This window comes from Pseudomonas sp. SWRI154 (genome assembly GCF_014268645.1).
In the GTDB taxonomy this organism is placed as follows: domain Bacteria; phylum Pseudomonadota; class Gammaproteobacteria; order Pseudomonadales; family Pseudomonadaceae; genus Aquipseudomonas; species Aquipseudomonas marvdashtae.
This window is the reverse complement of record NZ_JABWQW010000035.1, coordinates 40,387-65,274: the sequence shown is the minus strand read 5'-3', so window position 1 is coordinate 65,274 and position 24,888 is coordinate 40,387. Positions and strand designations below refer to the sequence as shown.

Here is a 24,888-nt window from a genome sequence, read left to right as displayed (position 1 = left end):
AGGACTTGCACCTCCAAGTCACCAGCGTGGCCACCACAGCCAAGCTGGTTGCGCTTACGCGCAACGCGCCATGCCTGGCGCACGCAAAAAAGCCGCAACCCCAAGGGGTTGCGGCTGTCACTTCAGAAGAAGGGTTGATAGTGCTCGGCAGGTATCCCGCCGATCAATGGGCAAACAGTGAGTTGCCCTTCTGCCCCGCCAGCTTCTCAGGCTTGATCAGGAACCGCGCCAGCGCCGGCAGCAGCCACAGCGCGCCGAACATGTTCCACAGCAGCATGAACGTCAGCATCAAGCCCATGTCGGCCTGGAACTTGATGGCCGAAAAGATCCAGGTGCACACGCCAATCGCCAGGCACAGACCGGTGAACAGCACCGCTTTACCAGTGGATTTGAGCGTCTGGTAATAGGCTTCCTGCAACGGCAAGCCGGCCCGCAGGAAACTTTCCAGGCGGCTGTAGATGTAGATGCCGTAGTCCACGCCGATCCCCACGCCCAAGGCCACCACCGGCAAGGTCGCGACCTTCACGCCAATGCCCATGAATGCCATCAGGGCGTTGCCCAGCACCGACGTCAGCACCAGCGGAAGCACGATGCACAGCGTCGCCGCCCAGGAACGGAAGGTGATCATGCACATGGTCGCCACGCAGATGTACACCAGGATCAGGATGGTCAGTTCCGACTCCTTGATCACTTCGTTGGTGGCCGCCTCGATCCCGGCATTGCCAGCGGCGAGGATGAACTCCAGGCCATCGCGGTTGTTTTCCTTGGCGAAATCCTGCACCGCCTTCACCGCGCGGTCCAGGGTCTCGGCCTTATGGTCATTGAGGAACACCAGCACCGGCGCCAGGGAGCAGCTGTTGTTGTACAGGCCATCGGCCCGGGCAATGGAGTTGTTCAGCACGTCCGGGTTGCGCGACAGGGTTTCCCATTTCAGGTTGCCCTCGTTCATGCCCTTGATCATTTGCTTGGACACGGTCACCAGGGAAATCGCCGACTGCACGCCCTCGGTGTTCTGCATCTTCCACATCAGCTCGTCGATAGGCGCCATGGCCTCGTAGCGCGAGCAGCCTTCGGCCTTGGTCTTGACCATCACCACCAGCACATCGGAACTGGTGGAATAGTTGCTTATGATGAAATTGTTGTCCTGGTTGTAACGCGAGTCCGGACGCAGTTCCGGCGCACCCTGGTCCAGGTCGCCGATCTTCAGGTTCTGGCTGTACCAGAGGCCGCCGCCAAAGGCGAGCACGGCCAGGGCGATTGAGATCGGCGCAACTTTGGCGCTGGCGAAATTCGACAGCAGGCGCCAGAACGGATGCTCGCGGGTCGCGTCTTTCTTGCTGCGCTCAACGGCACGCTTGCTGATGCCGACGTAGGAAATGGCCACCGGCAGCAGGATCAGGTTGGTGAACACGATCACCGCCACGCCGATGGAAGCACCAATGGCCAGTTCGCGGATCACGCCGATGTCGATGATCAACAGGGTAATGAAGCCAACGGCATCGGCCAGGATCGCGATCATCCCCGGCAGGAACAATTGACGGAAGGTGCGCCGTGCGGCGGTCAGGGCGTTGTCCGCCTCGCTGGACTGCAAGGCGATGCCGTTGATTTTCTGCACGCCGTGGGAAATGCCGATGGCGAAGATCAGGAACGGCACCAGCATCGAATACGGATCGAGGCCGAAGCCGGCCGCGTGCATCAACCCCAACTGCCAGACCACCGCCACCAGCGTTGTGCTCAACACCGCGACGGTGCTGCGCATGCAGTTGGTGAACCAGTACAGCAGGATCAGGGTAATAACGAAGGCCACGCCGAAGAACAGCACCACCATGACCAAGCCATCGATCAGGTCGCCGACCTTCTTGGCGAAACCGACGATGTGAATCTGCACATTCGGATTCTGGGCTTCGAACTTATTGCGGATCTTGTCTTCAAGCTCGTGGGAAAACTTGCGGTAGTCCAAGGCGAGCAATTTGCCCTGGTCCTGCGGGTCCGGGTAAGACTCCAGCAGCGGGATATCGATGATGCTCGATTTGAAATCGTTGGCGACAAGACGCCCCACCTGGCCGGACTTGAGCACGTTGTTGCGCAGAAGATCGAGGCTTTCGGCCGAGCCGTTGTAACTCTGCGGAATCACCTCGCCACCGGCGAAGCCCTCTTCCGTCACTTCGGTCCAGCGCACGCTGGGGCTCCACAGTGACTTCAGGCCGGAGCGGTCGACGCCCGAGATGTAGAACACTTCGTCGTGGATCTGGCGCAGCGTCTCCATGTAGTCCTTGGAAAAGATATCGCCGTCGGTGGCTTCCACGGAAATCCGCACCGTGTTGCCCAGGTTCGCCAGGTCGTTGCGGTGCTCGAGCATCTTCTCGATGAAGGGGTGCTCGAGGGGGATCATTTTTTCGAAACTGGTGGAGGGGCGGATCAGCGTGGCCTGCCAGAACAGGAAAATGCTGACCAGCAGGCAGATGACGATCACTGCCGGGCGGTTGTTGAAAATAAGGCGTTCGAGGAACGTCGCCTTGTCTTGATGATGACTGCTCATGGGGTCCGCCTTCTTGTTATTGTGCCCGTCTGACAGGCCCGGCTCATTTGCTCAATTCGGCGCCCGAGGGCGTGGTGGCGCGAACGCCGCCCTGTCCCGCCAGGATCAGGTTGCCGTCGCCCGCCGCCGTGACCGCCGCCACCGAAATACGATCCGGGCGGTTGAACACGCTGAAGGTCACGCCGTCATCGGTGCTGCGCACTACACTGCCGCCGTTGCCGACGATCACGATCGAGCCGTCCGCCAGAAGCGTGCTTCCCGACAAACCGAACTCCAACGCGCCACGGGCGGCCTTGAGTTCGACCTGCTGCCAGGTATCGCCGAAATCGGTAGAGCGGTAGAGGTTGCCGCGCAGGCCATAGGCCAACAGGGTCGAAGGCTGGGCGGTGCCAATCACGCCAAACAGCGAGCCCTCATACGGGCCTTCGAGCTTTTCCCAGGTCTGTCCCCAGTCGGGGGATCGGAACATGCTGCCGGCTTCGCCGACGATGAACAGCCCGGCGTCTTTCACGGCGGTCAAGGCGTTGAGGTGGAATTGGTCTTCGTTATCGAGGCGGTCATTGACGTCGGCCCAGTGCTTGCCGCCATCGGTGGTTTCGTACAACGCACCGTAGGCGCCCACCGCAAGACCATGGCTGGCGTCCTTGAACCAGACGTCCAGCAACGGCGCTTCGCGGGTGAGGTCTTCAAATTGTTTGGTCCAGGTGGCGCCACTGTCCTCGCTGGCGAGGATCTGCGCGTCGTGCCCGACGGCCCAGCCGTGTTTGTCGTCGACGAAAAACACCGCGGTGAGCAGTTGGCGAGTCGGCACCTTGGCCTGGGTCCAGGTCTTGCCCTGGTCATCGGAATAGACGATATGCCCACGATCACCGACCGCCACCAGGCGCGCCCCGGCATGGACCACATCGAGCATCAGGGTTTTGCTGGCCTTGGCCGATTCGACGGAGTAGATGACATCGGACGTCGATGCCGCGACCGCCAGCACCGGTGCCGACAAGACGGCAGAGCCCAGCAGCGAGAGCACCGAGGCCAGCAACGCCACTCGGCGTAGCAACGGCGGCCGGCAGCGGCCCACAGCCATGACAGGCTCATTCATAGACCTTTCCCCCATTATTATTGTTATCGCTTGGTACGTTGCCAGTCTTTGAGCATAGCCCTGAAACCTGCAATCTAGAGCCACTGGCAAGCGGAACCTATCGTATCGGGCTTTCGAAAGGTCTGACAATCGACGCCACGTTATCTTTTGTTAACCGGGGGGATAACGGTCAAGGGTGAATCAGAAGACATTCGTGAAAATGATGACTGTGGCGAGGGAGCTTGCTCCCGCTGGCCTGCGAAGCAGGCCTGATCTTGATTCGTTTCGCCAGTGAAGGCACGTAAACCAAGAAAAGGGAGTCCTTCCTCCAGCGGGAGCAAGCTCCCTCGCCACAAAAAGACAATGCGCAGCCCGGTCACGCCAGGCTCTTGCTCACCACCTCGAACACATCGGCCGACAGCCCGCCGGACGCAAGGATGCGCTCCAGCTCGGCCTTCATCAGCGCCTGGCGGGCGCTGTCGTATTTGCGCCAACGGGTCAGCGGCGCCAGTTGCCGGGAGGCGATCTGCGGGTTGAAGCCATTGAGCTGGATGACCAGGTCCGCCAGGAAGCGATACCCCGAACCGTCGGCCGCATGGAAGTTGATCAGGTTCTGCCCGGCAAATGCCCCCACCAACGCCCGCACCTTGTTCGGGTTCTTGATATTGAACGCCGGGTGCTCCATCAGCGCCTTGACTCGCGCCAGTCCACCCGGCAGCGGGCTGCCGGCCTGGACGCTGAACCACTGGTCCATGACCAACGGATTGCCCTTGAAGTTTTCCGCGAAGACTTCCAGGGCCTTGGCCTTCTCCGTCTCGAACGGCGAGTTGACCAGCACCGCCAGCGCGGTCAGGCGTTCGGTCATGTTGTCGGCAGTGTCGAACTGTTCCAGGGTCGCGCTCAGCACCTCAGGCTTGTCGGTCAGCATCAGGTACGACAGGGCGATGTTTTGCAGCGCGCGACGAGCGAAGTGCTCGGCCTCGGCCACGTATGGCGTGCGCTTGGACAGGTCGCGGTTAGCTTCATAGCGCAGCCACAACGCCTCGAACAGGTTCTCGGCCAACTGTCGGCGGGCAAATTCGCGGGCGGCGTGGATCGCCTCGACGTCCGCCACCTCGCTGATTTCAGTCAGGTAGGCTTCGCTTGGCAGCGAGAGCATCTCCGCGACCATCGCCTGGTCCAGGGATTCGTCCGACAGGACGGTGCGCAACGCGCTGACCAGACGAGGATCGAGCACCAGGCTTTCGCCCCTCTGATGCTGGCCGATCAGTTCCTGCAATACCTGCACCGATAGCTGCTGGCCGGCGTCCCAGCGGTTGAAGCCGTCGCTGTCGTGCTGCATCAGGAACATCAACTGGTCGCGATCATACGGGAAGCTCAGCTTCACCGGCGCCGAGAAACCGCGCAGCAGCGACGGCAAAGGTTTCTCGGTAACGTCTACGAATGTGAACGTCTGCTCGGCTTCGGTGACCGAAATCACCCGGGACGTGCCGTTCGCCGCCGCTTCATCGGCCAGTCGCAACGGGATCCCGGCGCCCTTGCTGTCCAGCAGGCCCAGTTCGACGGGAATCACGAACGGCAGCTTTTCCATTTTGTCCGGCGTCGGCGGGCAGCTCTGGCGGAAGGTCAGGTTGTAGGCCTTGGCCGCGGCGTCGTAGGACTCGCTCACCGCCAGCCGTGGCGTGCCGGCCTGGCTGTACCAGCGCTTGAACTGGCTCAGATCGACACCGTTGGCATCTTCCATGGCCTTGATGAAATCGTCGCAGGTCACGGCCTGGCCATCGTGGCGCTCGAAGTACAGGTCGCTGCCCTTGCGAAAGCCCTCGGCGCCCAACAGGGTGTGGATCATGCCGACCACTTCCGAGCCCTTCTCATACACGGTCAGGGTGTAGAAGTTGGAGATCTCGATGAAGCTGTCCGGGCGCACCGGGTGGGCCATCGGGCCGGCGTCTTCGGCAAACTGGTGAGTACGCAGGTAAGCCACGTCCTGGATGCGCTTGACGGTGGCGGAGTTCATGTCCGCCGAGAAGCCGGCATCGCGGAACACCGTGAAGCCTTCCTTGAGCGACAGCTGGAACCAGTCCCGGCAGGTCACGCGGTTGCCCGACCAGTTATGGAAATATTCGTGGGCAACAATCGCCTCGACCCGCTGGTGCGCGGCGTCGGTGGCGGTTTCGGCCCGGGCCAGCACGGCGCTGGAATTGAAGATGTTGAGGCCCTTGTTCTCCATGGCGCCCATGTTGAAGTCGTTGACCGCGACAATCATGAAGATGTCCAGGTCGTATTCGCGCCCGTACACCTCTTCGTCCCAGCGCATCGACTTCTTCAGGCTGGTCATGGCGTGCTGGCACTTGTCGATGTTTTCCGGCTCGACGTAGATGCGCAGCGCCACGGTGCGCTCGGTCATCGTGGTGAAGGTATCTTCGACGCACCACAGGTCACCGGCCACCAGGGCAAACAAGTAGGCCGGTTTCTTGAACGGGTCTTCCCAGGTCGCCCAGTGCCGCCCGTCTTCGCCAGGACCGCTGGCGATTGGGTTGCCGTTGGACAGCAGCACCGGGTAGCTGTGCTGTTCGGCGACGACCGTGGTGGTGAACTTGCTCATCACGTCCGGGCGGTCGAGGTAATAGGTGATCTTGCGAAAACCCTCGGCCTCGCACTGGGTGCAGAACATGCTGCCGGATTTGTACAGGCCTTCCAGGGCGGTGTTGGTTTCCGGATGGATGCGCACGGTGGTGTCGAGCGTGAACGCCTGGGCCTTGGGCTGCAAGGTCAGGTGGCTATCGTCGAGTTGATAGTCGCCCTGCCCCAGGTCGGCGTCGTCGAGCTTGATCGACAACAGCTCCAACTGCTGGCCATCGAGCACCAGAGGCGGCAGCCCGGCACCGCGCTCGGGATTGCGGCGCATCACCAGTTGCGCATGGACCAGGCTGTGGTCCTCGAACAGCTCGAAGGTCAGGTGCGTCTCGTCGATCAGGTATTCGGGCGCCTGATAGTCCTTCAGGTAAATCATCTTCGGTTGTTCGGTGCGCATGGGTCGAATCCTTCTACTGATGCACGGCGAGCTGGTAAGCCGTGTATTTACGAATGTTGATCACGCCGGTGTCGAAAATCAGGTACTGGCCCTTGATTCCCAGCAGCGTGCCTTCGGCGATCGGGTTCTTGTCCAGGTTGAAGCTGACGATCTTGGCCGGGTATTGCTCCACCGGGTAGCGGATCTCGACCGGTTCGACGTCCGCTATGGTCTGGATCGCCTGCAGGCCGAATCGTTCCTGCAAACCCTGCAGGCCTTGGGCGCAGCTTTCAAACAGTGAATCACGAATCTGTGGCAAATCCACCGCGACGGCGTCGCCCTTGAGCAAGGCCCGCCAATTGGTCTTGTCCGCCACTTGGCTGCGAAACAGGTCTTCGACGAAGCCCGACTGCTGCCGGGTCGCCACACGCAGGATCGGCAGCGCCTGGCTGGCGCCCTGGTCGAGCCAGCGGGTCGGCAGTTGCGTGGCGCGGGTGATGCCGACTTTCACGCCCGACGAGTTGGCCAGGTAGACCACATGATCAGTCATGCAGAACTGCTCGCCCCAGGCCGGATCCCGGCAAGTGCCCGCCTCGAAATGACAGCGTTCCGGGCTCATGATGCACAGGTCGCATTGGGCCAGCTTGGTCATGCAGGGGTAGCAATAACCTTGGCTGAAGCTGGTCTTGGTCCGGCGTCCGCAATGGGTGCAGTGGATTGCACCGAGGTATTCCAGGCGGATCGTGCTGCCGATCAATGGATTGACCGGCACCTCGATGTCGCCCAGGCGAAAGGCGTATTGAACGTTCGGCCCGTCAAGGCGTGCCGACATCTTGCTGATTGCACCGCGGCCAATCTCGATCAATGGATGGCGTCCGACTTGAACAGGATATTGGGCACTTCAATGGATTTCGACTGGCATTCCTGCGGGCCCATGTAGCCGGTGCGCTCTTCCTCGGGCAGGTTCTGGATTTCCCAGGCGATCATTGCCTGCAGCGACAGTTCGCGTTGCTCGGCGGTGAGCTTGTTGCCATCGGACCATTTACCGATTTCCACGGCCAGCTTCAGGCTGCGGTAGATATCGGGGGTGATGTTCTTGATCATTTCGTTGAAGGAAGACATGGGTTCTCCGCGCAAACGCGCATTGTCAAAAGGCACAGGCGCCGATCAAAGGGCCATTTTACGGCGAGCGAACAGCCCGCCCAACAAACCCGTGAAGCAGCCGACGAGCAGCCCGCCGACGTGGGCCGCATTGGCGATTTCACCGAAACCGATCAGCGAGACCAGCCCGGACAGGCACAACAGCAACCACACCAGCATCATCACCAGCACCCCACGGGGCAAGTGATAGGCCGGGTTCGGTGCGAGCAGTTGATAGATCCAGCAATGCCCCAGCAGGCCGTATAGCACCCCGGACAGCCCGCCGAACAGCGTCGCGCCGCTGAAAAAATATTGGGCGAAATTGGAGACGAGGCTGAACAGCAGCGTCAACCCCAACAGGTTGATGCCACCCTGGCGCGCTTCGATCCGCCGCCCCAGCTCCCAATACCACATGCCGTTCATGGCGATGTGCAGGAAACCGAAGTGAATCAGCATCGGTGTCACCAGGCGCCACCACTGCCCCGCCGCCAGGCTGTCGGCCAAGGGCGTGAACTGGATGTACTCGCCAACGACGCGAAACTCGAGGAAGGTCAGCCAGCGCAGGGTCTCGAGATTCTCTCCCAACAGAGTCACGGCCGCGACGATCACGCTCAGCAACAACACCAGGGCGGTGATCGGGCTGGCCTTCAGTTGCTGGACAAACCCGGGGCGAGTCGAAGTGCGGCCGGAGGCTGGAAGCTCCAACTGCTGGTCCGGATCGCCAGCGGGAAAACGGGCATAGAGCGAACGCACGTCTTCACTGATTTCATCCGGCACCCAAAGCACCTGCTCACCCGCCTCTTCGCTGACGCGATGGGGCACTTGCATGCGTTGCAGCAGCTTGACGAAGCCGCTCAGGTCGACTGCCAGGGGCAGGCGCAAAACCGCGACGACACTCATCGCATCATCTCCGGCCGCTCAACATTGACCCAGACGAACTTCTGCGCATCCAGGCGGGTTTCCTGGTCGAGTCGATAGGCGACCAGCTTGCCATAGAGCACGGCACTGTAATCCAGGCAGGCCAGGTTCGGACGCAGCGGCGCGGGCTTGCCGCTGCGCCAGTAATGCCCGACGAACAACAACGGCTCGTCGACGCCATAGCGCAACAGGTTGTTCTTTTCATCTGGGGACAACGGTGTGCGGGCCACCGGTTCGGGCAGCGCATCGGGTTGGAACACGATGTCGCCGTAGGTCTGCGGGTTGTCTTCCCAGAATTTGGTGCGAAAAAACGAGCGGGTCAGGCCATCGCCGCCGGTCAAGGTCATGCCATGGGGCAAGCGCATATCGGTACCGCGCAGCAAACGGTCGAACACGGTACAGGCGAAACTGCCCGATTCGGCCGACGCCTGGAGAAAATGCTCGTCGACGCAGCCATTGGGGAACAACCCCCGCAACGGCTCGATCAGGCCGGCGTCCCAGCAGGCGTGTACAACCCGGAAGCGCCCGGCGTCGATAAACAGCGGTAGCTCGTAGAACCACTTGAGGAAATCCTGCCAATCGCCCGGATGTTGCTCGAATTGACTCAGGGTTTCGTTGAGCAGGCGCGCGTGTCGCGGCGTGTGTTCGCGCACGTAGCGCTGGCCGCTGCCCGGCAACGCCGGTGTGCTCCAGCCCAGGGCGTTGAACTCATGGTTGCCCATGATGCACAACGCCTGGCCGGCCTGGACCATGTCGTGGACGATGTGCAGCGCCTCGCGAATCCGCGGCCCCCGGTCGATGATGTCGCCAAGGAACACGGCCATGCGCGAGGGATGCCGCCAGACCCCGCCCTGCTTGTGGTACCCGAGTCGGTCCAGCAGGTGTTCCAGCGTCAAGGCGCATCCGTGCACGTCGCCGATCAGATCGTAACTGCGCGCGGGATCGAGCATCAGTCGCCTCCACCCCCCAACCGACTGCCCCAGCCGAGCTTGGTCCGGCAGACTTCGTAGTAATTGTGATCCAGCGGGTGGATCAGGCGCAGCTTCTGCGCTTTCTTGCTGACGGTGATGGTGTCACCTGGCGCGCAGGTGAAATGGTTCTGGCCGTCACAGGACACTTGCGGGTAGATCTGCATATCCTTGGACACGACGATTTTCAGCTCACTGTTGCCATCGACCACGATGGGTCGCCCAGACAAGGTATGGGGGTACATCGGCACAATCACAATAGCGTCGAGCTTGGGGTGCATGATCGGCCCGCCGGCAGACAGTGCATACGCGGTGGAACCGGTCGGCGTGGCGACGATCAGACCGTCGGCCTTCTGGCTGCAGACGAACTGGCCGTCGATATACAGCTCGAACTCGATCATGCGCGTGGATTTGCCGGGGTGCAGCACCACGTCGTTGAGCGCGTCGCCCTGGCCGATGGCCTCGGCGTGACGACGTACCTCGGCTTGCAGCAGGAAGCGGTTTTCCACTAGGTAGTGGCCGTCGAGCACCTCGGCGACCTTGATTTCCAGCTCATCAGGACGGATATCAGTGAGGAACCCCAGGCTGCCGCGGTTGATCCCCAGCACCGGGATATTATGCCGCGCCAGGGCCCGGGCGGCGCCCAGCAGGCTGCCATCGCCGCCGACCACGATGACCATGTCGCAGACTTCGCCGAGCATCTTGCGCGACGAAGTCTGCAGGCCGTGACCTGGCAGCACTTCGGCGATGGTATCTTCGAGGATCACGTGCAGGTGCCGCTCCAGGAGGAAGCGCTTGAGACGGCGAACGGTGTCCAGCACCTGCGAACTGCCCAGGCGACCAATGATGCCGATATTGCGAAATTGCTCCATGAGACTCCTGCGAAGGTCTGCGGCGGGCGAAAAACACGATTATGGGCGAAAGCGCTCCATAGACAAAATTCTTTAAGCCTCCAGCGCAACGGCTATGCTCGCAAGATGATCCTGTTCCCTGAATTGCTGGACCTGCCCCGCCGCCTGCACCATCCCGAAGTGCGCGACCTGGCGTGGGTGATCGTCACCCCGCCGATGCTCATCGACCCGCCTTGGCCCCAGCGCCATCCGCTGGCGGGCAGTGACTGGGTAAAACAGCCCCATCGGCTGGAAGATTGGCTGCGACAACTGGACCGCGACAGCTATCCACTCCTGCATTGCCTGTCCCAAGGGCGGACGCGGCGCCTGGGCCTGTATTACGAAAGGCTGTGGCAGTTTGCCGTGCAGCACGCACCGGGGATCGAGTTGATCGCGGCGAACCTGCCGATCCGCCGCGAAGGTCATACGCTGGGCGAGCTGGACCTGTTGTTGCGCGATGGCGATGGGGTTCATCACTTGGAACTGGCGATCAAGCTGTACCTCGGGCCGCAGCACGGTAACGGGCTCGACGCTGCGCAATGGCTTGGCCCGGGCTGCCATGACCGGCTCGACCGCAAGCTGGCGCATCTGCGCGAGCATCAACTGCCGATCTCGACGCGTCCGGAAAGCCGCGAGGCCCTGGCAGCGCTAGGCATCGAACACTCGGGCATCGAGTCATTTCGCTCGCACCTGTGGCTCGGCGGTTATTTGCTTTACCCCTGGCCAGGCGAGGCTGAACCACCGAGCGGTGCTCATCCCAGTCACTTGCGCGGCCGGTGGCTGCACCAACGGGATTGGCTCGGATTCGTCGCCCAGCGCCCGCCAGGCCGCTGGCAACCCCTGCCCCGCGCGGCCTGGCTGGCCCCGGCGCATTACCCCGCGGACCAGACCTGGACCGCCGCGCAACTGGACGCCTGGCGAGCGGCCCTCGACCCCATGGCGCCAGCGCAATTGATGGTGCGCCTGACGGAAAATGCCAAGGGCGAGTGGGAGGAAGCCGAACGGGCATTCCTGGTGGCGGATCTTTGGCCGGACGTGCCAGGTAATGGCTGAGCGCCCGCCCGGTTGAACGCCTGCTCGCGCGATGAATCCGACTCGGTCTAGAGGGACAACCGCACAGCCAGCGCCGCCAACGTCACCAGCAACACCGGCACCGTCAGAACGATCCCGACCTTGAAGTAATAACCCCAACCGATCTGGATGTTCTTGCGCGCCAGCACATGCAGCCAAAGCAACGTCGCCAGGCTGCCAATCGGCGTGATTTTCGGACCCAGGTCGCTGCCGATGACGTTGGCATAGATCATCGCTTCCTTCACCACACCGGTGGCCTGGCTGGCGTCGATGGACAAGGCACCGATCAGTACCGTCGGCAGGTTGTTCATCACCGATGAGAGCAACGCCGTCAACAAGCCCGTGCCCATGGCCGCGCCCCACACACCGTAGCCGGCGAAGGCGTCGAGCCACTGGGCCAGATGGTCGGTCAGCCCGGCGTTGCGCAGGCCATAGACCACCAGGTACATACCCAAGGAGAAGATCACGATCTGCCACGGCGCTTCTTTCATCGCCTTGCGAGTAGAGATCTTGTGACCGCGAGCCGCGACAGCCAACAACAATGCGGCGCAGACCGCCGAGATCGCGCTGATGGGAATCCCCAGCGGCTCCAGGGCAAAGCAACCCAGCAGCAGGATCACCAGCACCGCCCAACCGGCATAAAACGTGGCTTTGTCGTGGATCGCCGCCGCTGGATCGTCCAACTGACCAGGGTCGTAGTCACGTGGGATGTCGTGGCGAAAAAACCACAACAAGATCGCCAGGCTCGCCGCCACGCTGACCAGGTTCACCGGCACCATGACCGCCGCGTAGCGGTTGAAGCCAATGCCGAAGAAGTCCGCCGAGACGATGTTCACCAGGTTCGACACCACCAACGGCAGGCTCGCGGTATCGGCGATGAAACCGGCACCCATGACGAACGCGAGGGTCGCCGCCGGGGAGAACCGCAACGCCAGCAACATCGAAATCACGATGGGCGTCAGGATCAGCGCCGCGCCGTCGTTGGCGAACAGCGCCGACACCAGTGCCCCGAGCAACACCATGAATGCGAACAGCTTGCGTCCGCTGCCTCGCCCCCATCGGGCCACATGCAGGGCGGCCCAGGCAAAAAAACCGGCCTCGTCCAGCAACAGGCTGATGATGATCAGCGCGACAAACGTGCCGGTGGCGTTCCAGATGATGTGCCAAACCAAGGCGATATCACCGACCTGAACCACCCCGCTCAACAACGCCAACAGCGCGCCGAGCGTGGCGCTCCAGCCGACACCCAGCCCTTTGGGTTGCCAGATCACCAACGTTATGGTCATCAGGAAAATCAACGACGCGAGAAGCATGCGCAACAACCTTGGGAGGAAAACGGTTTAAACAAAGCGTCAGCAGCAGCGCGCCACTGGACGATCGGCCATGGCGTGCAAGCGCTCGACATCCGCCGCCAACCAAGGCGCATGAGCCGCCAGCGCTTGCTGGAGCAACGTATGGACCCAGGATGGCAATTGGGCGTGCAAACGGTAGTAGACCCATTGCCCCTGGCGCCGGTCGCTGAGCAAGCCGGCGTGACGCAACTGAGCCAGGTGCCGGGAGATCTTCGGCTGGCTCAGATCCAGCGCAGCGGTGAGTTCACAGACACACAACTCGCCTTCACGGGTGACCAGCAGCGCAATACGTGTGCGGGTGTCGTCGGCCAAAGCCTTGAAGATATCGACGGGGTTATGGGAATCGGGCATGGCGCGAGAATATCTGGATAAGCGAATGCAGAAGATATGGAATTTCGAATATGCAGTAAAGGAAGGATTGCAGGGCGTCCCGTGGCGAGGGAGCTTGCTCCCGCTGGGTCGCGCAGCGGCCCCAGGAATTTGCGCGAAAACAAACACTTGGGCCTGCTGCGCAGTCCAGCGGGAGTAAGCTCCCTCGCCACGGGATCCAGGGTGGTATCAAACCTTCTTGTGCTGCTCGACCCATCGGCCGTAGGCATCGATGAATTTCTGTAGGAACGGTCGTACAGATTCCGACAGGTTACCGGCTTCGTCGAAGGCAGTTCCCGCGCCACTCAGGTAAGCTTCAGGTTGCTGCATGCAAGGCACATCGAGAAACACCAGGGACTGGCGCAAATGGTGGTTGGCACCAAAACCGCCGATGGCGCCGGGCGATGCGCTGAAGACCGCGCCAGGCTTGCCGCTCAGGCAACTTTTGCCGTAGGGACGCGAGCCGACGTCGATGGCGTTTTTCAGCGGAGCGGGCACCGAGCGGTTGTATTCGGGCGTGACGAACAACAGCGCATCGGCAGCGCCGACCTGCTGGCGAAACGCGGTGTAGGCCGCTGGCGGTGTTACGTCGATGTCTTCGTTGTAGAGCGGCAGCTCGCCGATATCGACAATTTCCAGTTTCAGATGAGACGGGGCCATGTCAGCCAGGGCCAGCGCAACCTTTCGGTTGATCGATGCCTTGCGCAGGCTGCCCACTAAAACGGCCACTGTATAGACATTACTCATGAGAGGCTTCTCGACTGTCGGTTCAAAGGGAGCCTGTAGTTATAGATGATCGGCATCACAATTGGACCAATGGAACGTCGAAATCCTTCCGGCCGGACTATTTTTTTAATGTAGGAAAACTTACCGCACTTGATCAAGGTCTACAGAACCGCAAATCGAGTGATCTATTTCCAGAGGTTCTAAGCAATGGCAGCAGTACTTGTCGGACAATTTCATGCGCGGGACGCCGAAGGTCGCGTCTATTCGGTGCATGAATTCCAAGAATCAGACCCGTCGCAAGACGGCAGTGGCAAGGATGTCGTCACTTATAAACTGGCCATTGGAGATCGGGTCAACAAAGTCGACGAGGACACGTTCCTCCTGGTGCAATCCGGTACCCAGCTGATCCGCGAGCGCGAAACGCCGCAGCAGCGTCCGACGCAAGTCGAAACGCAGATCGCTCTATAACTGTTTGCATGAGCAGAAGTCGCACCCGTAATTGGGTTAGGATTCAGCCACTCAATGGCTTACCTGCCTAATACGGACCTCTTGCATGCGTTTACGCCACATCGAAGTGATCCAGGCGCTGCTGCAGACTGGCCACCTGGGCACCGCGGCCGAATGGCTGCAATTGCCGACGGTGGAAGTCGAGTCGATCCTGCGCGATGCGGAGGCCCAGCTCGGTTTCATGCTGTTCGCCAGCGTACGCGGACGGTTGCAGGCCACTCGAGAGACCCTGGAGTTGCGCGAAGGTATCACGCGGTTGTACGACACCCTCGAACCGATACAGCGGCTGGCCAGCAGCCTGAAACATTATCAGGCGCCGCCCCTGCGCATCATTTGCACCCCGCCGCTGGCCCAACAGCTGCTGCCCCTGAGCATCGCCGCCCTGCGCCGGCGCCATCCAGATGCGCCTTGCACGCTGCTCAGCCAACCGACACGCGACATCGTCAAGAGCCTGCTGCTGCGTGAAAGCGACCTGGGCCTGAGCCTGCACGATCCCGAACATCCCGACATCCAGTGCCAGATGATCGCCCAAGGCAAACTGCAATTGCTCGCGCCCCACGGCTGGTTGCAACCGCGGCAAAAATACATTTCGCTTCAGGATCTGGCGGGTCAATCGCTGGTCGGGCTCGAGGGCCACGATCCGCTGAGCCCGGTATTCGACCATAAGTTGGCGGCGCTACGGCCGGCACCGCTGGTGCAGATTCGCGTGCAGACCCACCAGATGATGCGTGCGATGGTCGAGGCTGGGGAAGGCCTGGCCATTGTCGACCCGTTCACCGCCTCCGGGGCCAAGGGCAGCGGGCTGGACATTTGCCCGGTGTCGCCGGCCGTTCCCATCTGCCTCTATGCACTGAGCCTGAACGGCGCGCCGCCTTCATCGACGGTGCAATCATTGCTGGAGCGGGTTACGGAACAAGCCGAGGCGTTGCTGAACCACTGACAGTCATGCCCAGCGGATCGTCGAACAACCGGTACCAGAACAACGCCACTTCGGCGGTATGCCGATCGATGCCGCGATAGCGCAGGTGGTCGATTCCCCCCAGCACATAGCCGCAACGCTCGTAGAGCCGGCAGGCGCCCAGATTGTTGTTCTGGGTTTCCAGCATGATGCCCGGCAGTTTTTTCTTGCGACTCCAGAACTGGGCGACATCGAGCAGGGCCTTGGCTACGCCATGCCGGCGAGCCGGGGCATGCACCGCCAATTCGTCGATGTGGGCGTAACCGTTCCAGTTGGTACTGACGACCAGATGACCCACCGGCTGGTCATCCAGATAAGCCATGAAGATTTCGCTGTCCGGCGCGTCGCGAAAGCTGCTGAACTCCTCCGGATCGATGCCGTAGCACTTGCGATACGGAACGATGGGCGTCACGGGCCATTGATCCACGGGCCGACCGATCTGCGCCGTGCCGTAGACACTGACCTCGAAACTGAAGTCGCTGCCCCAGATGTAGGCCGCGAAGCCATCATCGACGACGCGTACCGACAGGCCGGGGTGCTTGGGGTTCATGACCGGTTGCATGCTGGGGAACGTCCTCATTCCTTGAGACAACCAACGGCGCCATGCCATCCATTGCCCTTGCCTCTCGAAACTTCACACATCAAAGCGGGTATCCATGGCCTGCCTTCACTTCAGGTTAGAAGAGACTGGCGATTGTCGCGAGATTGATTTGACCGAACCCGTGGGCGCTGCATCAGTTGGCCGCAGCCTGCGCCTCGGCCAATTGCGTCCACAATGCCGGGGCACCGGCCGACTTGGCGATGGCTTCCAGACGCGCGGCATGTTCAGCCAGATCGCTTTCGCTGGCACGGATGATCCGGGCCGGCTTGCGGTCCGCAGGCAGACGACGAATTTCGGTCGCCTGGTTACCCGAACCTTCACCGGTGCCGTTGCCGTCCGAAGCGTTGCCGGCCAGGGACAGGCTGGTCTGGCCGCCGGTCATGGTCAGGTAGACGTCAGCGAGAATCTCGGAGTCGAGCAAGGCGCCGTGCAGTTCACGACCGGAGTTATCGACACCGTAGCGCTTGCACAGGGCATCGAGGCTGTTGCGCTGACCGGGGTGCCGCTCCCGGGCCATCATCAAGGTGTCGAGGATGGTGCAATGCTGGGTGATATCCGCCCGGTCATGCTGCCCCATCAGGGCGAATTCATTGTTGATGAACCCGACGTCGAACGCCGCGTTATGAATGATCAGTTGCGCGCCCTGGATGAATTCGAAAAACTCATCGGCCACCTCGGCGAAACGCGGCTTGCCTACCAGGAATTCATTGGTGATGCCGTGCACGCCGATGGCGCCTTCGTCGCTTTCGCGGTCCGGTTGCAGGTAAACGTGAAAGTGACGACCGGTCAGGCGCCGACCCATCAGCTCGACACAGCCGATTTCGATAATCCGGTGACCGTCGGTCACCGGCATGCCGGTGGTTTCGGTATCCAGTACTACAGATCTGTTGGCCATCTAGTGTTCAGCTCTCAACGGACAGTCTTGCAAAAGCGCGGATGTTAACACGCCGACGAAGCGCAGTGCTTTTGTGGCGAGGGAGCTTGCTCCCGCTCGGTTGCGCAGCGACCGCCGAAAGGGGCCTGCTTCGCCCGAGGCGTCGGACCGGTCCAGCGGGAGCAAGCTCCCTCGCCACAGATGTCATCCTGTCCAGACCCTGACAACGCCCGGATCAAGCCTGCTTGTAACCGCGCACCTCATCCACCCCACGGTTGGCCAACTGGTCGGCCCGCTCGTTGCCGTGGTGACCGATATGACCGCGCACCCATTTCCAGGTGACGTTATGACGGTTGACTTGCTCATCCAGGAGTTTCCAAAGGTCAGCGTTTTTGACCGGTTCCTTCGCCGCCGTCTTCCAGCCGCGCTTCTTCCAGTTCGCCATCCACTCGTTGATGCCTTTCATCACGTATTGCGAGTCGGTCACCAACAGCACGTCGCATGACCGCTTGAGTTCTTCCAGGCCGCGAATGGCGCCCATCAGTTCCATGCGATTGTTGGTGGTGTTGGCTTCGCCGCCCCAGAGTTCCTTTTCCACGCCCTTGCACACCAGCAACGCACCCCAGCCGCCCGGGCCGGGGTTGCCCTTGCAGGCGCCATCAGTGAAAAGTTCTACGCTATCGCTCATGCCAATCTATCCAAAAAATTGCAAAGGCCTGCCGGTCGGGAGCGATCGACGCCCGAAGCCGAATACCGGCAAGAACCATCAGAAAAGGGTTACGGCTCGATGTGACGACGATTGACCTTGGCCATCGGCAAGGGAATCAGCTTGCCCATCGGTTCGCGTCGCGCCTGGCGCACCGGGCGCAAGCCGACTGCGATCTTGCGCGCGACCAATAAATAGAAGCCGCCACCAGACAGTTGCCAGTCACCAGCCTTGCGCTCCCAGCCGGCCAGACGGGCCTGCCACTTGGGCGACGCAAGCGGCGGACGATAGCACCCGAAGCGGCGTTTCTCCAGCGCGAAGCCCAGCAGGTTCAGCCAGTCGCCTACCCGCGAGGCTGAAATGCAACGGGCCTGGCGCAACGCGTCGCTGGCAAAGACATGCCGCAGCCCCCAACTGCTCCACGGATTGATACCAATGATCACCAAGTGCCCGCCGGGACGTACGCTGCTGGCGGCTTCTCGCAACAAACCATGGGGCGACAAACAGAAATCCAGGCCGTGCTGCATCACCACCACGTCGGCGGCGTGCTCGCTCAACGGCCAGGCCTGCTCTTCACAGACAATCTCCACGCCAGGCAACGGCGCGCCCAGGCGAACGTTGCGCTGGACCTGCGGCGCCGAAGGCGGTGTCTGCGCCGAGGGACCGTAATGCACCAGATAACCGCCAAAGAATCGGCCCAGCTCGTCTTCGAGCATACGTCGTTCTTCTTCCAGCAAGAATTGCCCAACCGGGCCGGATAGCCATTCACGGGCGGAGCTGATCAGTGCCAGCCATTCAGGATCGGCCTGAGCGAACGCTTCATCGGTCATTGCATTCTCCAACGCGCCAGGAAGTTCTAAGATGCGCCTTTGTTTTGAGCTTGGCGAATTCCGCGATGATACAGATCACTGCCCTGCCCGCGTTCACCGATAACTACATTTGGTTGTTACAGGATCACTCGACCCGGCACTGCGCCGTGGTCGACCCGGGCGACGCCGCCCCCGTTCAGGCCTGGCTCGACGCGCATCCCGGCTGGGTCTTGAGCGACATCCTGGTCACCCACCATCATCACGACCACGTCGGCGGTGTCCAGGCGCTGAAAAACGCGACCAACGCCACCGTGTACGGCCCGGCCAGCGAGAACATCCCGGCGCGGGACGTGGCCCTGGAGGACGACGCCAAGGTCAAGGTGCTCGGCCTGGATTTCGACATCTACGCCGTCCCCGGGCACACGTTGGGGCATATCGCCTATTACCACCGCGGCCTGCTGTTCTGTGGCGACACGCTGTTCGCCGCCGGCTGCGGCCGGCTTTTCGAAGGTACGCCGCAACAGATGCATCACTCCCTGGGCCGACTTGCCGCGCTGCCTGAAGATACCCTGGTCTATTGCACCCATGAATACACCCTGAGCAACCTGAAGTTCGCCGCAGCGGTGGAGCCAGCGAACCCGGACGTCGCCGCCCGCCTGGAAAAAGTCATCCAGCAACGCGACCAAGGCGTCATCACACTGCCTTCGACCCTGGCCCTGGAAAAACTCACCAATCCTTTTTTGCGCACCGCTGAAACATCCGTTAAACAAAAAGCAGACGAACGGAACGGCCAGCGTAACCAGACGCCGAGTGAGGTTTTTGCGGCCTTGCGAGCGTGGAAAGATAAGTTCTAAGGCAGCTATCGATTGATACAAAAATTCTGAATGGTTGACCTGTTGGGGTGCGCTTCCTAGAATCGGCCGACATTTTTGCCCGGAACTTACTTCCAGCCAATGTCGTCATCTATCCGTAGGTCCGTCCAGTCAGACACATTGACCCGCTTGGCTCAAGCCATCGCGGTGGCTGTGTCCGCCACGCTGGCGGGCTGTCAGAGCAGCGGCCAGGTGCCGCAGGCCGATGTTGCGCATACGCCGAAAATCGCTGCGCGGGCCAAGCAGAAGCCGGTTTGGCTTACCGAGAAGCCCACCCCCCAGGTGCCCCAGGACGTGTGGGAACGGATGCGCCAGGGTTTCCAGCTCCAGGAAACCGCCGGCGTCAACCCGCGCATTGAACAACAGCGCCTTTGGTTCGCCAGCAACCCGTCGTTCCTGGAGAACGCCGGCGAGCGTGGCAGCTTGTACATCCATTACATTGTCGAGCGACTTGAAGAACGCAACATGCCGCTGGAGCTGGCGCTGCTGCCGGTGATCGAAAGCGCCTACAACCCCATGGCCTACTCCCGGGCAAACGCAGTTGGGCTGTGGCAGTTCATCCCATCCACGGGGCGTTATTTCAACCTGCGCCAGACCCGCTTCTACGACGGGCGTCGCGATATCACCGCTTCCACCACGGCCGCCATGGACTACCTGACGCGCCTGCACGACATGTTCAACGGCGACTGGCTGCTGGCGCTGGCGGCGTACAATGCCGGCGAGGGCACGGTCAGCCGGGCCATCGAGCGCAACGAGAAACTGGGCCTGCCCACCGACTACTGGAACCTGCCGTTGCCCAGCGAGACCCAGGCCTATGTGCCGAAGCTGCTGGCGCTGTCCCAGGTGGTGCTGTCCCCCGATGCCTATGGCGTGAACCTCAACCCGATCGCCAACGAACCTTACTTCCAGGTCGTCGAGATCAACCAGCGCATGGACCTGTCCAAGGTCGCCGCGGTCGCGAACATCGACGAAGACGAGCTGTTCCAGCTCAACCCGGCCTTCAAGCAGCGCACCACCATCGATGGCCCACAGCATTTGCTCGTGCCGACGTCCAAGGCGCAGTTGCTGACCGCCAGCCTGTCGACGATGCGCCCGGAAGAACTGATCAGCCCGCGTTCGCTCAAACCGGTTTTCGAAACCGCCGAAGACAGCGACGTGGAAGGCGCAAAGCGTACATACCGGGTCAAGCGCGGTGACAACCTGGCGCAGATCGCCAAGGCCAACAACGTCCAGACCAAAGACCTGCAACGCTGGAACAAGCTCAGCGGCAACAAGCTCAAGGTCGGCCAGACCCTGGTGATGCAGGACACCAGGGCTACAAAGGCTAACGGCAAGCGCATCAATACGGTCGTGGCCGCCAAGGGCAAGGAACAAAAGAAGCAGACCCAATACAAGGTCAAGCAAGGCGACTCGCTGTATGTCGTCGCCAAACGCTTCAACGTCGAAATGCAGCACCTCAAGCGCTGGAACCCACGAATGGGCAAGGCGCTCAAGCCTGGGCAGATGCTGACGGTCTACTCCCCGCATTAACAGCAGAGTTCCCCGTGGCGAGGGAGCTTGCTCCCGCTGGGCTGCGCAGCAGCCCCAAAAGCAGCGACTCCATTCACCTGTCGCACCGAGGTGCCAGGTTCGGGGGTTGCTTCGCCCGAAGCGTCGGACCGTCCCAGCGGGAGCAAGCTCCCTCGCCACAAAGGCACTCTCGCCACGAGTCCAGGTAATCTCCAGCGCTTTGAGCCCCCGCCTTTTTCCTGCCGATACAAGCTGTTACTGTACAGTCCATAAAAGCCCAAGCCGCCTGTATCGGATCCCAGACTTGATACGTCCCCTCCTCCTGCTCCTGATCAGCCTGGCCCTGAGCTCCCCCGCCGGCGCTACCATCAGCGAAAGCCATGGCTATGCGCAATTCGGCACGCTCAAGTACCCGGCCCGATTCACCCACTTCGACTGGGTCAATCCGCAAGCGCCCAAGGGCGGCACCTTGCGGATCATGGCATTTGGCACCTTCGATACGCTCAACCCCTACACATTCAAGGGCAGCAGCCCGGTCTCCACGGCGAATTTCCTGCAATACGGCATCAACGAGCTGAACGAGCCGTTGATGGTCGGTACCGGCCAGTACGCGCCGTCCGGGGATGAGCCGACGTCGAGTTACGGCTTGATCGCCCAGTCCGTGGAATACAGCGACGACCGCAGCTGGGTGGTGTTCAACCTGCGACCCGAAGCGCGCTTCCACGACGGCGTACCGATCACCGCCTACGACGTGGCGTTTTCCTATCGAACGCTCCTCAAGGACGGCCATCCGCTGTACCGGACCAACCTTCAGGAAGTGCTGCGAGTCGATATCCTCAGCCCGCTGAAAATCCGCTTCGTCTTCAAGCGCTCGGGCAATCCGCTGCTGATCCTGCGCCTGGGTGAGTTACCGGTGCTGCCACAACATTATTGGAAAAACCGCGATTTCAAGGCGACCACCTTCGAGCCGCCCCTGGGCAGCGGCCCTTACCGCATCACCAAAGTCCAACCGGGCCGCCAATTGATCTTCGAGCGGGTCAAGGATTACTGGGGCAAGGACCTGCCGGTCAATCGCGGAAAATACAATTTCAACCGGATGGAAGTGGAGTTCTACCGCGACAGCGAAGTCGCCTTCGAAGGGTTCAAGGCCGGCGAGTTCGATATCTACATCGAACACCAGGCCAAGAACTGGGCCAACGGTTACAACTTCCCGGCGGTCAACCGCGGCGATGTGATCAAGGCGCAGATCCCCCACCAGATTCCGACCCAGACCCAAGGCCTCTTCATGAACACTCGGCGCGCAACCTTCGCCGAGGTCAAGGTACGGGAAGCCCTGGGATTGATGTTCGATTTCGAATGGACCAACCGCACGCTGTTCAGCGGCGCCTACAAACGCACCCTCAGTTACTACCCCAACAGCGAATTCTCGGCGACGGGCCTTCCGGTGGGCCATGAATGGCTGTTGCTCAAGCCGTACCGCGAGCAACTGCCCGCTCAGTTGCTTACCGAACCCTTCAGTATGCCCAAGACCGACGGGCGCGGCATTCCCCGGGAAACCCTGCGCAGGGCCCTGGCCCTGCTGAAGGAAGCCGGATGGACCCTCAACGGCCAGCGCCTGCTGAACGCTGAAAGCCAGCCCTTGCACTTCGAGATCCTGTTGGTGAATCCGAACCTGGAGCGCATCCTCCAGCCTTACGTCGAGAACCTTGCCAGCATCGGCATCCAGGCCCGCCTGCGCACGGTGGACCGCGCCCAGTACAAGCAGCGCCTGGACCAATTCGACTTCGACATGATCCTGCTGACCCTGGGCCAGACTCTCAGCCCCGGCCTTGAACAATGGCAGTATTTCCACTCCAGTCAGGTCGGGATCAAGGGCAGCAAGAATTATGCGGGGATCGCCAACCCGGTGGTCGACCATTTATTGGAAAAGCTGCTCGCCGCCCAGACCCGCGACGAACAGGTGGCCGCCGGCAAGGCGCTGGATCGTGTGCTGCTGTGGCAGCATTACTGCATTCCCAACTGGTATCTCAATTATCATCGCCTGGCGTACCGCAACCGGTTCGCCTTTGTCACTACGCCGCCCTACACCCTGGGCCTGAGCGCATGGTGGCTGAAATCTTCGGAGAAAGATCAATGAAGCCTTTACGCGCCCTGCTCCTGCAGGCCAGCAGCCTGTTATTCGCCGGGCTGGCTTGTGCCGCGCCGCAGCACGCCTTGACCTTGTATAACGAGCCGCCGAAATACCCGGCCAACTTCAAGCATTTCGACTACGTAAACCCCGACGCGCCCAAGGGCGGGATATTTCGCCAAGGCGGGTTTGGCAGCTTCGACAGCCTCAACCCTTTTATCAACAAAGGCGTGCCGGCCGAGGACATCGGCCTGATCTACGACACCTTGGCCAAGCAGGGCCTGGACGAACCCTTTACCGAATATGGCCTGATCGCCGAGAAAATCGAGAAAGCCCCGGACAACGGCTGGGTGCGTTTCTACCTGCGCCCCGAAGCTCGTTTCCACGACGGCCATCCGGTGCGCGCGGACGACGTGGTCTTCAGCTTCCAGACCTTGACCAGGGACGGCGCCCCGATGTTTCGCGGTTACTACAACGATGTCGCCGAAGTCATCGCCGAAGACCCGCTCAAGGTCCTGTTCAAATTCAAGCACACCCACAACCGCGAACTGCCGCTGATCCTCGGCCAACTGCCGGTGTTGCCGAAACACTGGTGGGCCGACCGCGACTTCAACAAGGGCAACCTGGAGTTCCCCCTGGGCAGCGGCCCCTATAAGGTCAGCGAAGTGAAGGCCGGTCGCTCGATACGCTATGAGCGCGTGAAGGATTATTGGGGCAAGGACCTGCCGGTCAATCGCGGCTTCTATAATTTCGACGTATTGACCACCGACTATTACCGCGACAACACCGTGGCCGTCGAAGCCCTGAAAGCCGGACAGTTCGATTTCTGGCTGGAGATGAGCGCCAAGAACTGGGCCAACGCCTACAACATCCCGGCCGTCACCGAGGGCCGGCTAGTGAAGGAACAAATCCCCAACGGCAACCCCACCGGCATGCAGGGCTTTGTCTACAACCTGCGCCGGCCGGTGTTCCAGGATGTGCGAGTACGCAAGGCCTTGAGCCTGTTGTTGGACTTCGAGTGGACCAACAAGCAACTGTTCAGCGGCGCCTACGCCCGCACACGCAGTTATTTCGAGAATTCGGAGATGGCCGCCACTGGCCTGCCCGGCGAAGACGAGCTGAAGATCCTCGAACCACTGCGGGGCAAAATTCCCGAGCAGGTCTTCACCGAAGCCTTCGAGCCGTCGATGTGCGACGGTAGCGGCATGATCCGCGACCAGCAGCGCAAGGCCTATCAGTTGCTGCAAGAAGCGGGCTGGCGCATCGTCGACGACAAGATGGTCGACACCCAAGGCAAGCCCGTGGTCCTGGAATTCCTGCTGGCCCAGACCGAGTTCGAGCGGGTCCTGCTGCCATTCAAGCGCAACCTGAGTGACCTGGGCATCGAACTGGTGATCCGCCGCGTCGACGTGTCCCAGTACATCAACCGCGTGCGTTCACGGGACTTCGACTTGGTGGTGGGCAGCTTCCCGCAGTCCAGCTCACCGGGGAACGAACAGCGCGAATTCTGGATGTCCGCCGCTGCGGACAAGCCTGGCAGCCGCAACACCATGGGCCTGAAGGATCCCGCCGTCGACCAGTTGGTGGAACAGTTGATCAACGCCGACTCGCGCAAGAGCCTGGTCACTCATGCCCGCGCGCTGGACCGGGTGTTGCAGTGGGGCTACTACGTGATACCCAACTGGCACATCAAGACCTGGCGCGTCGCCTACTGGAACCACATCGGCCATCCAAAAGTCCCGCCGACTTATGACATCGGCACCACCACCTGGTGGGTCAAACCGGACATCAAGCCGGCCGATGAAGTGGAAAAACAAGTGATCGAGCAACAAATCGCCGCCCCCACGAGTGTGGAGTAACAAC

At 61.3% G+C, this 24,888-nt stretch carries 22 protein-coding genes; 7 read left to right on the top strand and 15 right to left on the bottom strand.

Annotation, left to right across the window (positions count from 1 at the left end; all coding sequences use genetic code 11):
- Nucleotides 1-163: 163 nt before the first annotated feature.
- The 8 genes from HU806_RS23740 to HU806_RS23705 form a co-directional block, all read right to left on the bottom strand.
- Nucleotides 164-2,539, bottom strand: a complete 2,376-nt coding sequence (locus HU806_RS23740) for an efflux RND transporter permease subunit (protein WP_186615002.1) — start codon at nt 2,537-2,539, stop codon at nt 164-166.
- Between the two features lie 43 nt (nt 2,540-2,582).
- The gene (locus HU806_RS23735; RefSeq protein ID WP_186614999.1) at nt 2,583-3,635 is read right to left on the bottom strand and encodes a WD40/YVTN/BNR-like repeat-containing protein; all 1,053 of its coding nucleotides are present in this window, start codon (nt 3,633-3,635) and stop codon (nt 2,583-2,585) included.
- A gap of 355 nt (nt 3,636-3,990) precedes the next feature.
- Nucleotides 3,991-6,648, bottom strand: a complete 2,658-nt coding sequence (gene pepN, locus HU806_RS23730; protein WP_186614997.1) for an aminopeptidase N — start codon at nt 6,646-6,648, stop codon at nt 3,991-3,993.
- Between the two features lie 13 nt (nt 6,649-6,661).
- Nucleotides 6,662-7,492 carry a DUF2797 domain-containing protein gene (locus HU806_RS23725; protein ID WP_186614994.1) on the bottom strand — a complete coding sequence of 277 codons (831 nt, stop codon included), beginning with the start codon at nt 7,490-7,492 and terminating at the stop codon, nt 6,662-6,664.
- Entirely contained in the window at nt 7,489-7,749 is a 261-nt protein-coding gene (locus HU806_RS23720) for a YeaC family protein (RefSeq protein ID WP_186614991.1), read from the bottom strand. The genes HU806_RS23725 and HU806_RS23720 overlap by 4 nt, the downstream gene beginning before the upstream one ends.
- A gap of 45 nt (nt 7,750-7,794) precedes the next feature.
- The gene (locus HU806_RS23715; protein ID WP_186614988.1) at nt 7,795-8,667 is read right to left on the bottom strand and encodes a rhomboid family intramembrane serine protease; all 873 of its coding nucleotides are present in this window, start codon (nt 8,665-8,667) and stop codon (nt 7,795-7,797) included.
- The gene (locus HU806_RS23710) at nt 8,664-9,638 is read right to left on the bottom strand and encodes a metallophosphoesterase (protein WP_527251168.1); all 975 of its coding nucleotides are present in this window, start codon (nt 9,636-9,638) and stop codon (nt 8,664-8,666) included. The genes HU806_RS23715 and HU806_RS23710 overlap by 4 nt, the downstream gene beginning before the upstream one ends.
- A complete protein-coding gene (locus HU806_RS23705; protein WP_003180647.1) occupies nt 9,635-10,525 on the bottom strand; it encodes an NAD(+) kinase in 891 nt (296 codons plus the stop codon). The genes HU806_RS23710 and HU806_RS23705 overlap by 4 nt, the downstream gene beginning before the upstream one ends.
- A gap of 105 nt (nt 10,526-10,630) precedes the next feature.
- On the opposite strand from HU806_RS23705, the gene HU806_RS23700 reads away from it, so the two are divergent.
- Nucleotides 10,631-11,596 (top strand): DUF1853 family protein, encoded by a 966-nt coding sequence (locus tag HU806_RS23700; protein WP_186614983.1) that lies wholly within the window; start codon nt 10,631-10,633, stop codon nt 11,594-11,596.
- A 47-nt stretch (nt 11,597-11,643) separates the two neighbouring features.
- On the opposite strand, the gene arsB is transcribed toward HU806_RS23700, so the two are convergent.
- The 3 genes from arsB to HU806_RS23685 form a co-directional block, all read right to left on the bottom strand.
- On the bottom strand, nt 11,644-12,927 hold the full coding sequence (arsB, locus tag HU806_RS23695) for an arsenic transporter (protein WP_186614981.1): 1,284 nt from the start codon (nt 12,925-12,927) through the stop codon (nt 11,644-11,646).
- Between the two features lie 39 nt (nt 12,928-12,966).
- Nucleotides 12,967-13,317 carry a metalloregulator ArsR/SmtB family transcription factor gene (locus HU806_RS23690; protein WP_186614978.1) on the bottom strand — a complete coding sequence of 117 codons (351 nt, stop codon included), beginning with the start codon at nt 13,315-13,317 and terminating at the stop codon, nt 12,967-12,969.
- A 207-nt stretch (nt 13,318-13,524) separates the two neighbouring features.
- A complete protein-coding gene (locus HU806_RS23685; RefSeq protein WP_186614976.1) occupies nt 13,525-14,082 on the bottom strand; it encodes an NADPH-dependent FMN reductase in 558 nt (185 codons plus the stop codon).
- Between the two features lie 186 nt (nt 14,083-14,268).
- Here HU806_RS23685 and HU806_RS23680 point away from each other — a divergent pair, with 186 nt between their 5' ends.
- Together HU806_RS23680 and HU806_RS23675 are read left to right on the top strand one after the other, a co-directional pair.
- Nucleotides 14,269-14,529, top strand: a complete 261-nt coding sequence (locus tag HU806_RS23680) for a hypothetical protein (protein WP_186614973.1) — start codon at nt 14,269-14,271, stop codon at nt 14,527-14,529.
- Between the two features lie 85 nt (nt 14,530-14,614).
- On the top strand, nt 14,615-15,508 hold the full coding sequence (locus tag HU806_RS23675; RefSeq protein WP_186614970.1) for a LysR substrate-binding domain-containing protein: 894 nt from the start codon (nt 14,615-14,617) through the stop codon (nt 15,506-15,508).
- Here HU806_RS23675 and HU806_RS23670 read toward each other — a convergent pair.
- The 4 genes from HU806_RS23670 to HU806_RS23655 form a co-directional block, all read right to left on the bottom strand.
- Nucleotides 15,474-16,088: a GNAT family N-acetyltransferase gene (locus HU806_RS23670; protein WP_186614968.1), complete on the bottom strand. Its 615-nt coding sequence runs from the start codon at nt 16,086-16,088 to the stop codon at nt 15,474-15,476. The two genes, HU806_RS23675 and HU806_RS23670, sit on opposite strands and share 35 nt — an antisense overlap.
- 172 nt (nt 16,089-16,260) lie before the next feature.
- Nucleotides 16,261-17,022: a DNA polymerase III subunit epsilon gene (gene dnaQ, locus HU806_RS23665; protein ID WP_186614965.1), complete on the bottom strand. Its 762-nt coding sequence runs from the start codon at nt 17,020-17,022 to the stop codon at nt 16,261-16,263.
- Between the two features lie 214 nt (nt 17,023-17,236).
- Nucleotides 17,237-17,689, bottom strand: a complete 453-nt coding sequence (rnhA, locus tag HU806_RS23660; RefSeq protein WP_003180633.1) for a ribonuclease HI — start codon at nt 17,687-17,689, stop codon at nt 17,237-17,239.
- 89 nt (nt 17,690-17,778) lie between these two features.
- Entirely contained in the window at nt 17,779-18,537 is a 759-nt protein-coding gene (locus HU806_RS23655; RefSeq protein WP_186614963.1) for a class I SAM-dependent methyltransferase, read from the bottom strand.
- A 65-nt stretch (nt 18,538-18,602) separates the two neighbouring features.
- Between HU806_RS23655 and gloB the strand changes: the two genes are divergently transcribed.
- The 4 genes from gloB (at nt 18,603) to HU806_RS23635 (ending at nt 24,884) form a co-directional block, all read left to right on the top strand.
- A complete protein-coding gene (gene gloB / locus HU806_RS23650; RefSeq protein ID WP_186614960.1) occupies nt 18,603-19,370 on the top strand; it encodes a hydroxyacylglutathione hydrolase in 768 nt (255 codons plus the stop codon).
- Between the two features lie 99 nt (nt 19,371-19,469).
- Nucleotides 19,470-20,918, top strand: a complete 1,449-nt coding sequence (locus HU806_RS23645) for a transglycosylase SLT domain-containing protein (protein ID WP_186614957.1) — start codon at nt 19,470-19,472, stop codon at nt 20,916-20,918.
- Nucleotides 20,919-21,201: 283 nt separating this feature from the next.
- Complete coding sequence (locus tag HU806_RS23640; protein WP_189672560.1) at nt 21,202-23,034, top strand: extracellular solute-binding protein; 1,833 nt, start codon at nt 21,202-21,204, stop codon at nt 23,032-23,034.
- Nucleotides 23,031-24,884, top strand: a complete 1,854-nt coding sequence (locus HU806_RS23635) for an extracellular solute-binding protein (RefSeq protein ID WP_186614955.1) — start codon at nt 23,031-23,033, stop codon at nt 24,882-24,884. The genes HU806_RS23640 and HU806_RS23635 overlap by 4 nt, the downstream gene beginning before the upstream one ends.
- The last annotated feature ends 4 nt before the right edge of the window (nt 24,885-24,888 follow it).

What these genes read in the sequence shown, in the direction of transcription:
- HU806_RS23690 (WP_186614978.1), bottom strand. Translation starts at nt 13,317, where the DNA reads ATGCCCGATTCCCATAACCCCGTCGATATCTTCAAGGCTTTGGCCGAC.
- HU806_RS23675 (WP_186614970.1), top strand. Translation starts at nt 14,615, where the DNA reads ATGCGTTTACGCCACATCGAAGTGATCCAGGCGCTGCTGCAGACTGGC.
- dnaQ (WP_186614965.1), bottom strand. Translation starts at nt 17,022, where the DNA reads ATGGCCAACAGATCTGTAGTACTGGATACCGAAACCACCGGCATGCCG.
- HU806_RS23740 (WP_186615002.1), bottom strand. Translation starts at nt 2,539, where the DNA reads ATGAGCAGTCATCATCAAGACAAGGCGACGTTCCTCGAACGCCTTATT.
- HU806_RS23700 (WP_186614983.1), top strand. Translation starts at nt 10,631, where the DNA reads ATGATCCTGTTCCCTGAATTGCTGGACCTGCCCCGCCGCCTGCACCAT.
- gloB (WP_186614960.1), top strand. Translation starts at nt 18,603, where the DNA reads ATGATACAGATCACTGCCCTGCCCGCGTTCACCGATAACTACATTTGG.
- HU806_RS23655 (WP_186614963.1), bottom strand. Translation starts at nt 18,537, where the DNA reads ATGACCGATGAAGCGTTCGCTCAGGCCGATCCTGAATGGCTGGCACTG.
- HU806_RS23715 (WP_186614988.1), bottom strand. Translation starts at nt 8,667, where the DNA reads ATGAGTGTCGTCGCGGTTTTGCGCCTGCCCCTGGCAGTCGACCTGAGC.
- HU806_RS23670 (WP_186614968.1), bottom strand. Translation starts at nt 16,088, where the DNA reads ATGCAACCGGTCATGAACCCCAAGCACCCCGGCCTGTCGGTACGCGTC.
- HU806_RS23680 (WP_186614973.1), top strand. Translation starts at nt 14,269, where the DNA reads ATGGCAGCAGTACTTGTCGGACAATTTCATGCGCGGGACGCCGAAGGT.
- HU806_RS23635 (WP_186614955.1), top strand. Translation starts at nt 23,031, where the DNA reads ATGAAGCCTTTACGCGCCCTGCTCCTGCAGGCCAGCAGCCTGTTATTC.
- HU806_RS23735 (WP_186614999.1), bottom strand. Translation starts at nt 3,635, where the DNA reads ATGAATGAGCCTGTCATGGCTGTGGGCCGCTGCCGGCCGCCGTTGCTA.
- HU806_RS23685 (WP_186614976.1), bottom strand. Translation starts at nt 14,082, where the DNA reads ATGAGTAATGTCTATACAGTGGCCGTTTTAGTGGGCAGCCTGCGCAAG.
- HU806_RS23645 (WP_186614957.1), top strand. Translation starts at nt 19,470, where the DNA reads ATGTCGTCATCTATCCGTAGGTCCGTCCAGTCAGACACATTGACCCGC.
- rnhA (WP_003180633.1), bottom strand. Translation starts at nt 17,689, where the DNA reads ATGAGCGATAGCGTAGAACTTTTCACTGATGGCGCCTGCAAGGGCAAC.
- arsB (WP_186614981.1), bottom strand. Translation starts at nt 12,927, where the DNA reads ATGCTTCTCGCGTCGTTGATTTTCCTGATGACCATAACGTTGGTGATC.
- HU806_RS23720 (WP_186614991.1), bottom strand. Translation starts at nt 7,749, where the DNA reads ATGTCTTCCTTCAACGAAATGATCAAGAACATCACCCCCGATATCTAC.
- HU806_RS23705 (WP_003180647.1), bottom strand. Translation starts at nt 10,525, where the DNA reads ATGGAGCAATTTCGCAATATCGGCATCATTGGTCGCCTGGGCAGTTCG.
- pepN (WP_186614997.1), bottom strand. Translation starts at nt 6,648, where the DNA reads ATGCGCACCGAACAACCGAAGATGATTTACCTGAAGGACTATCAGGCG.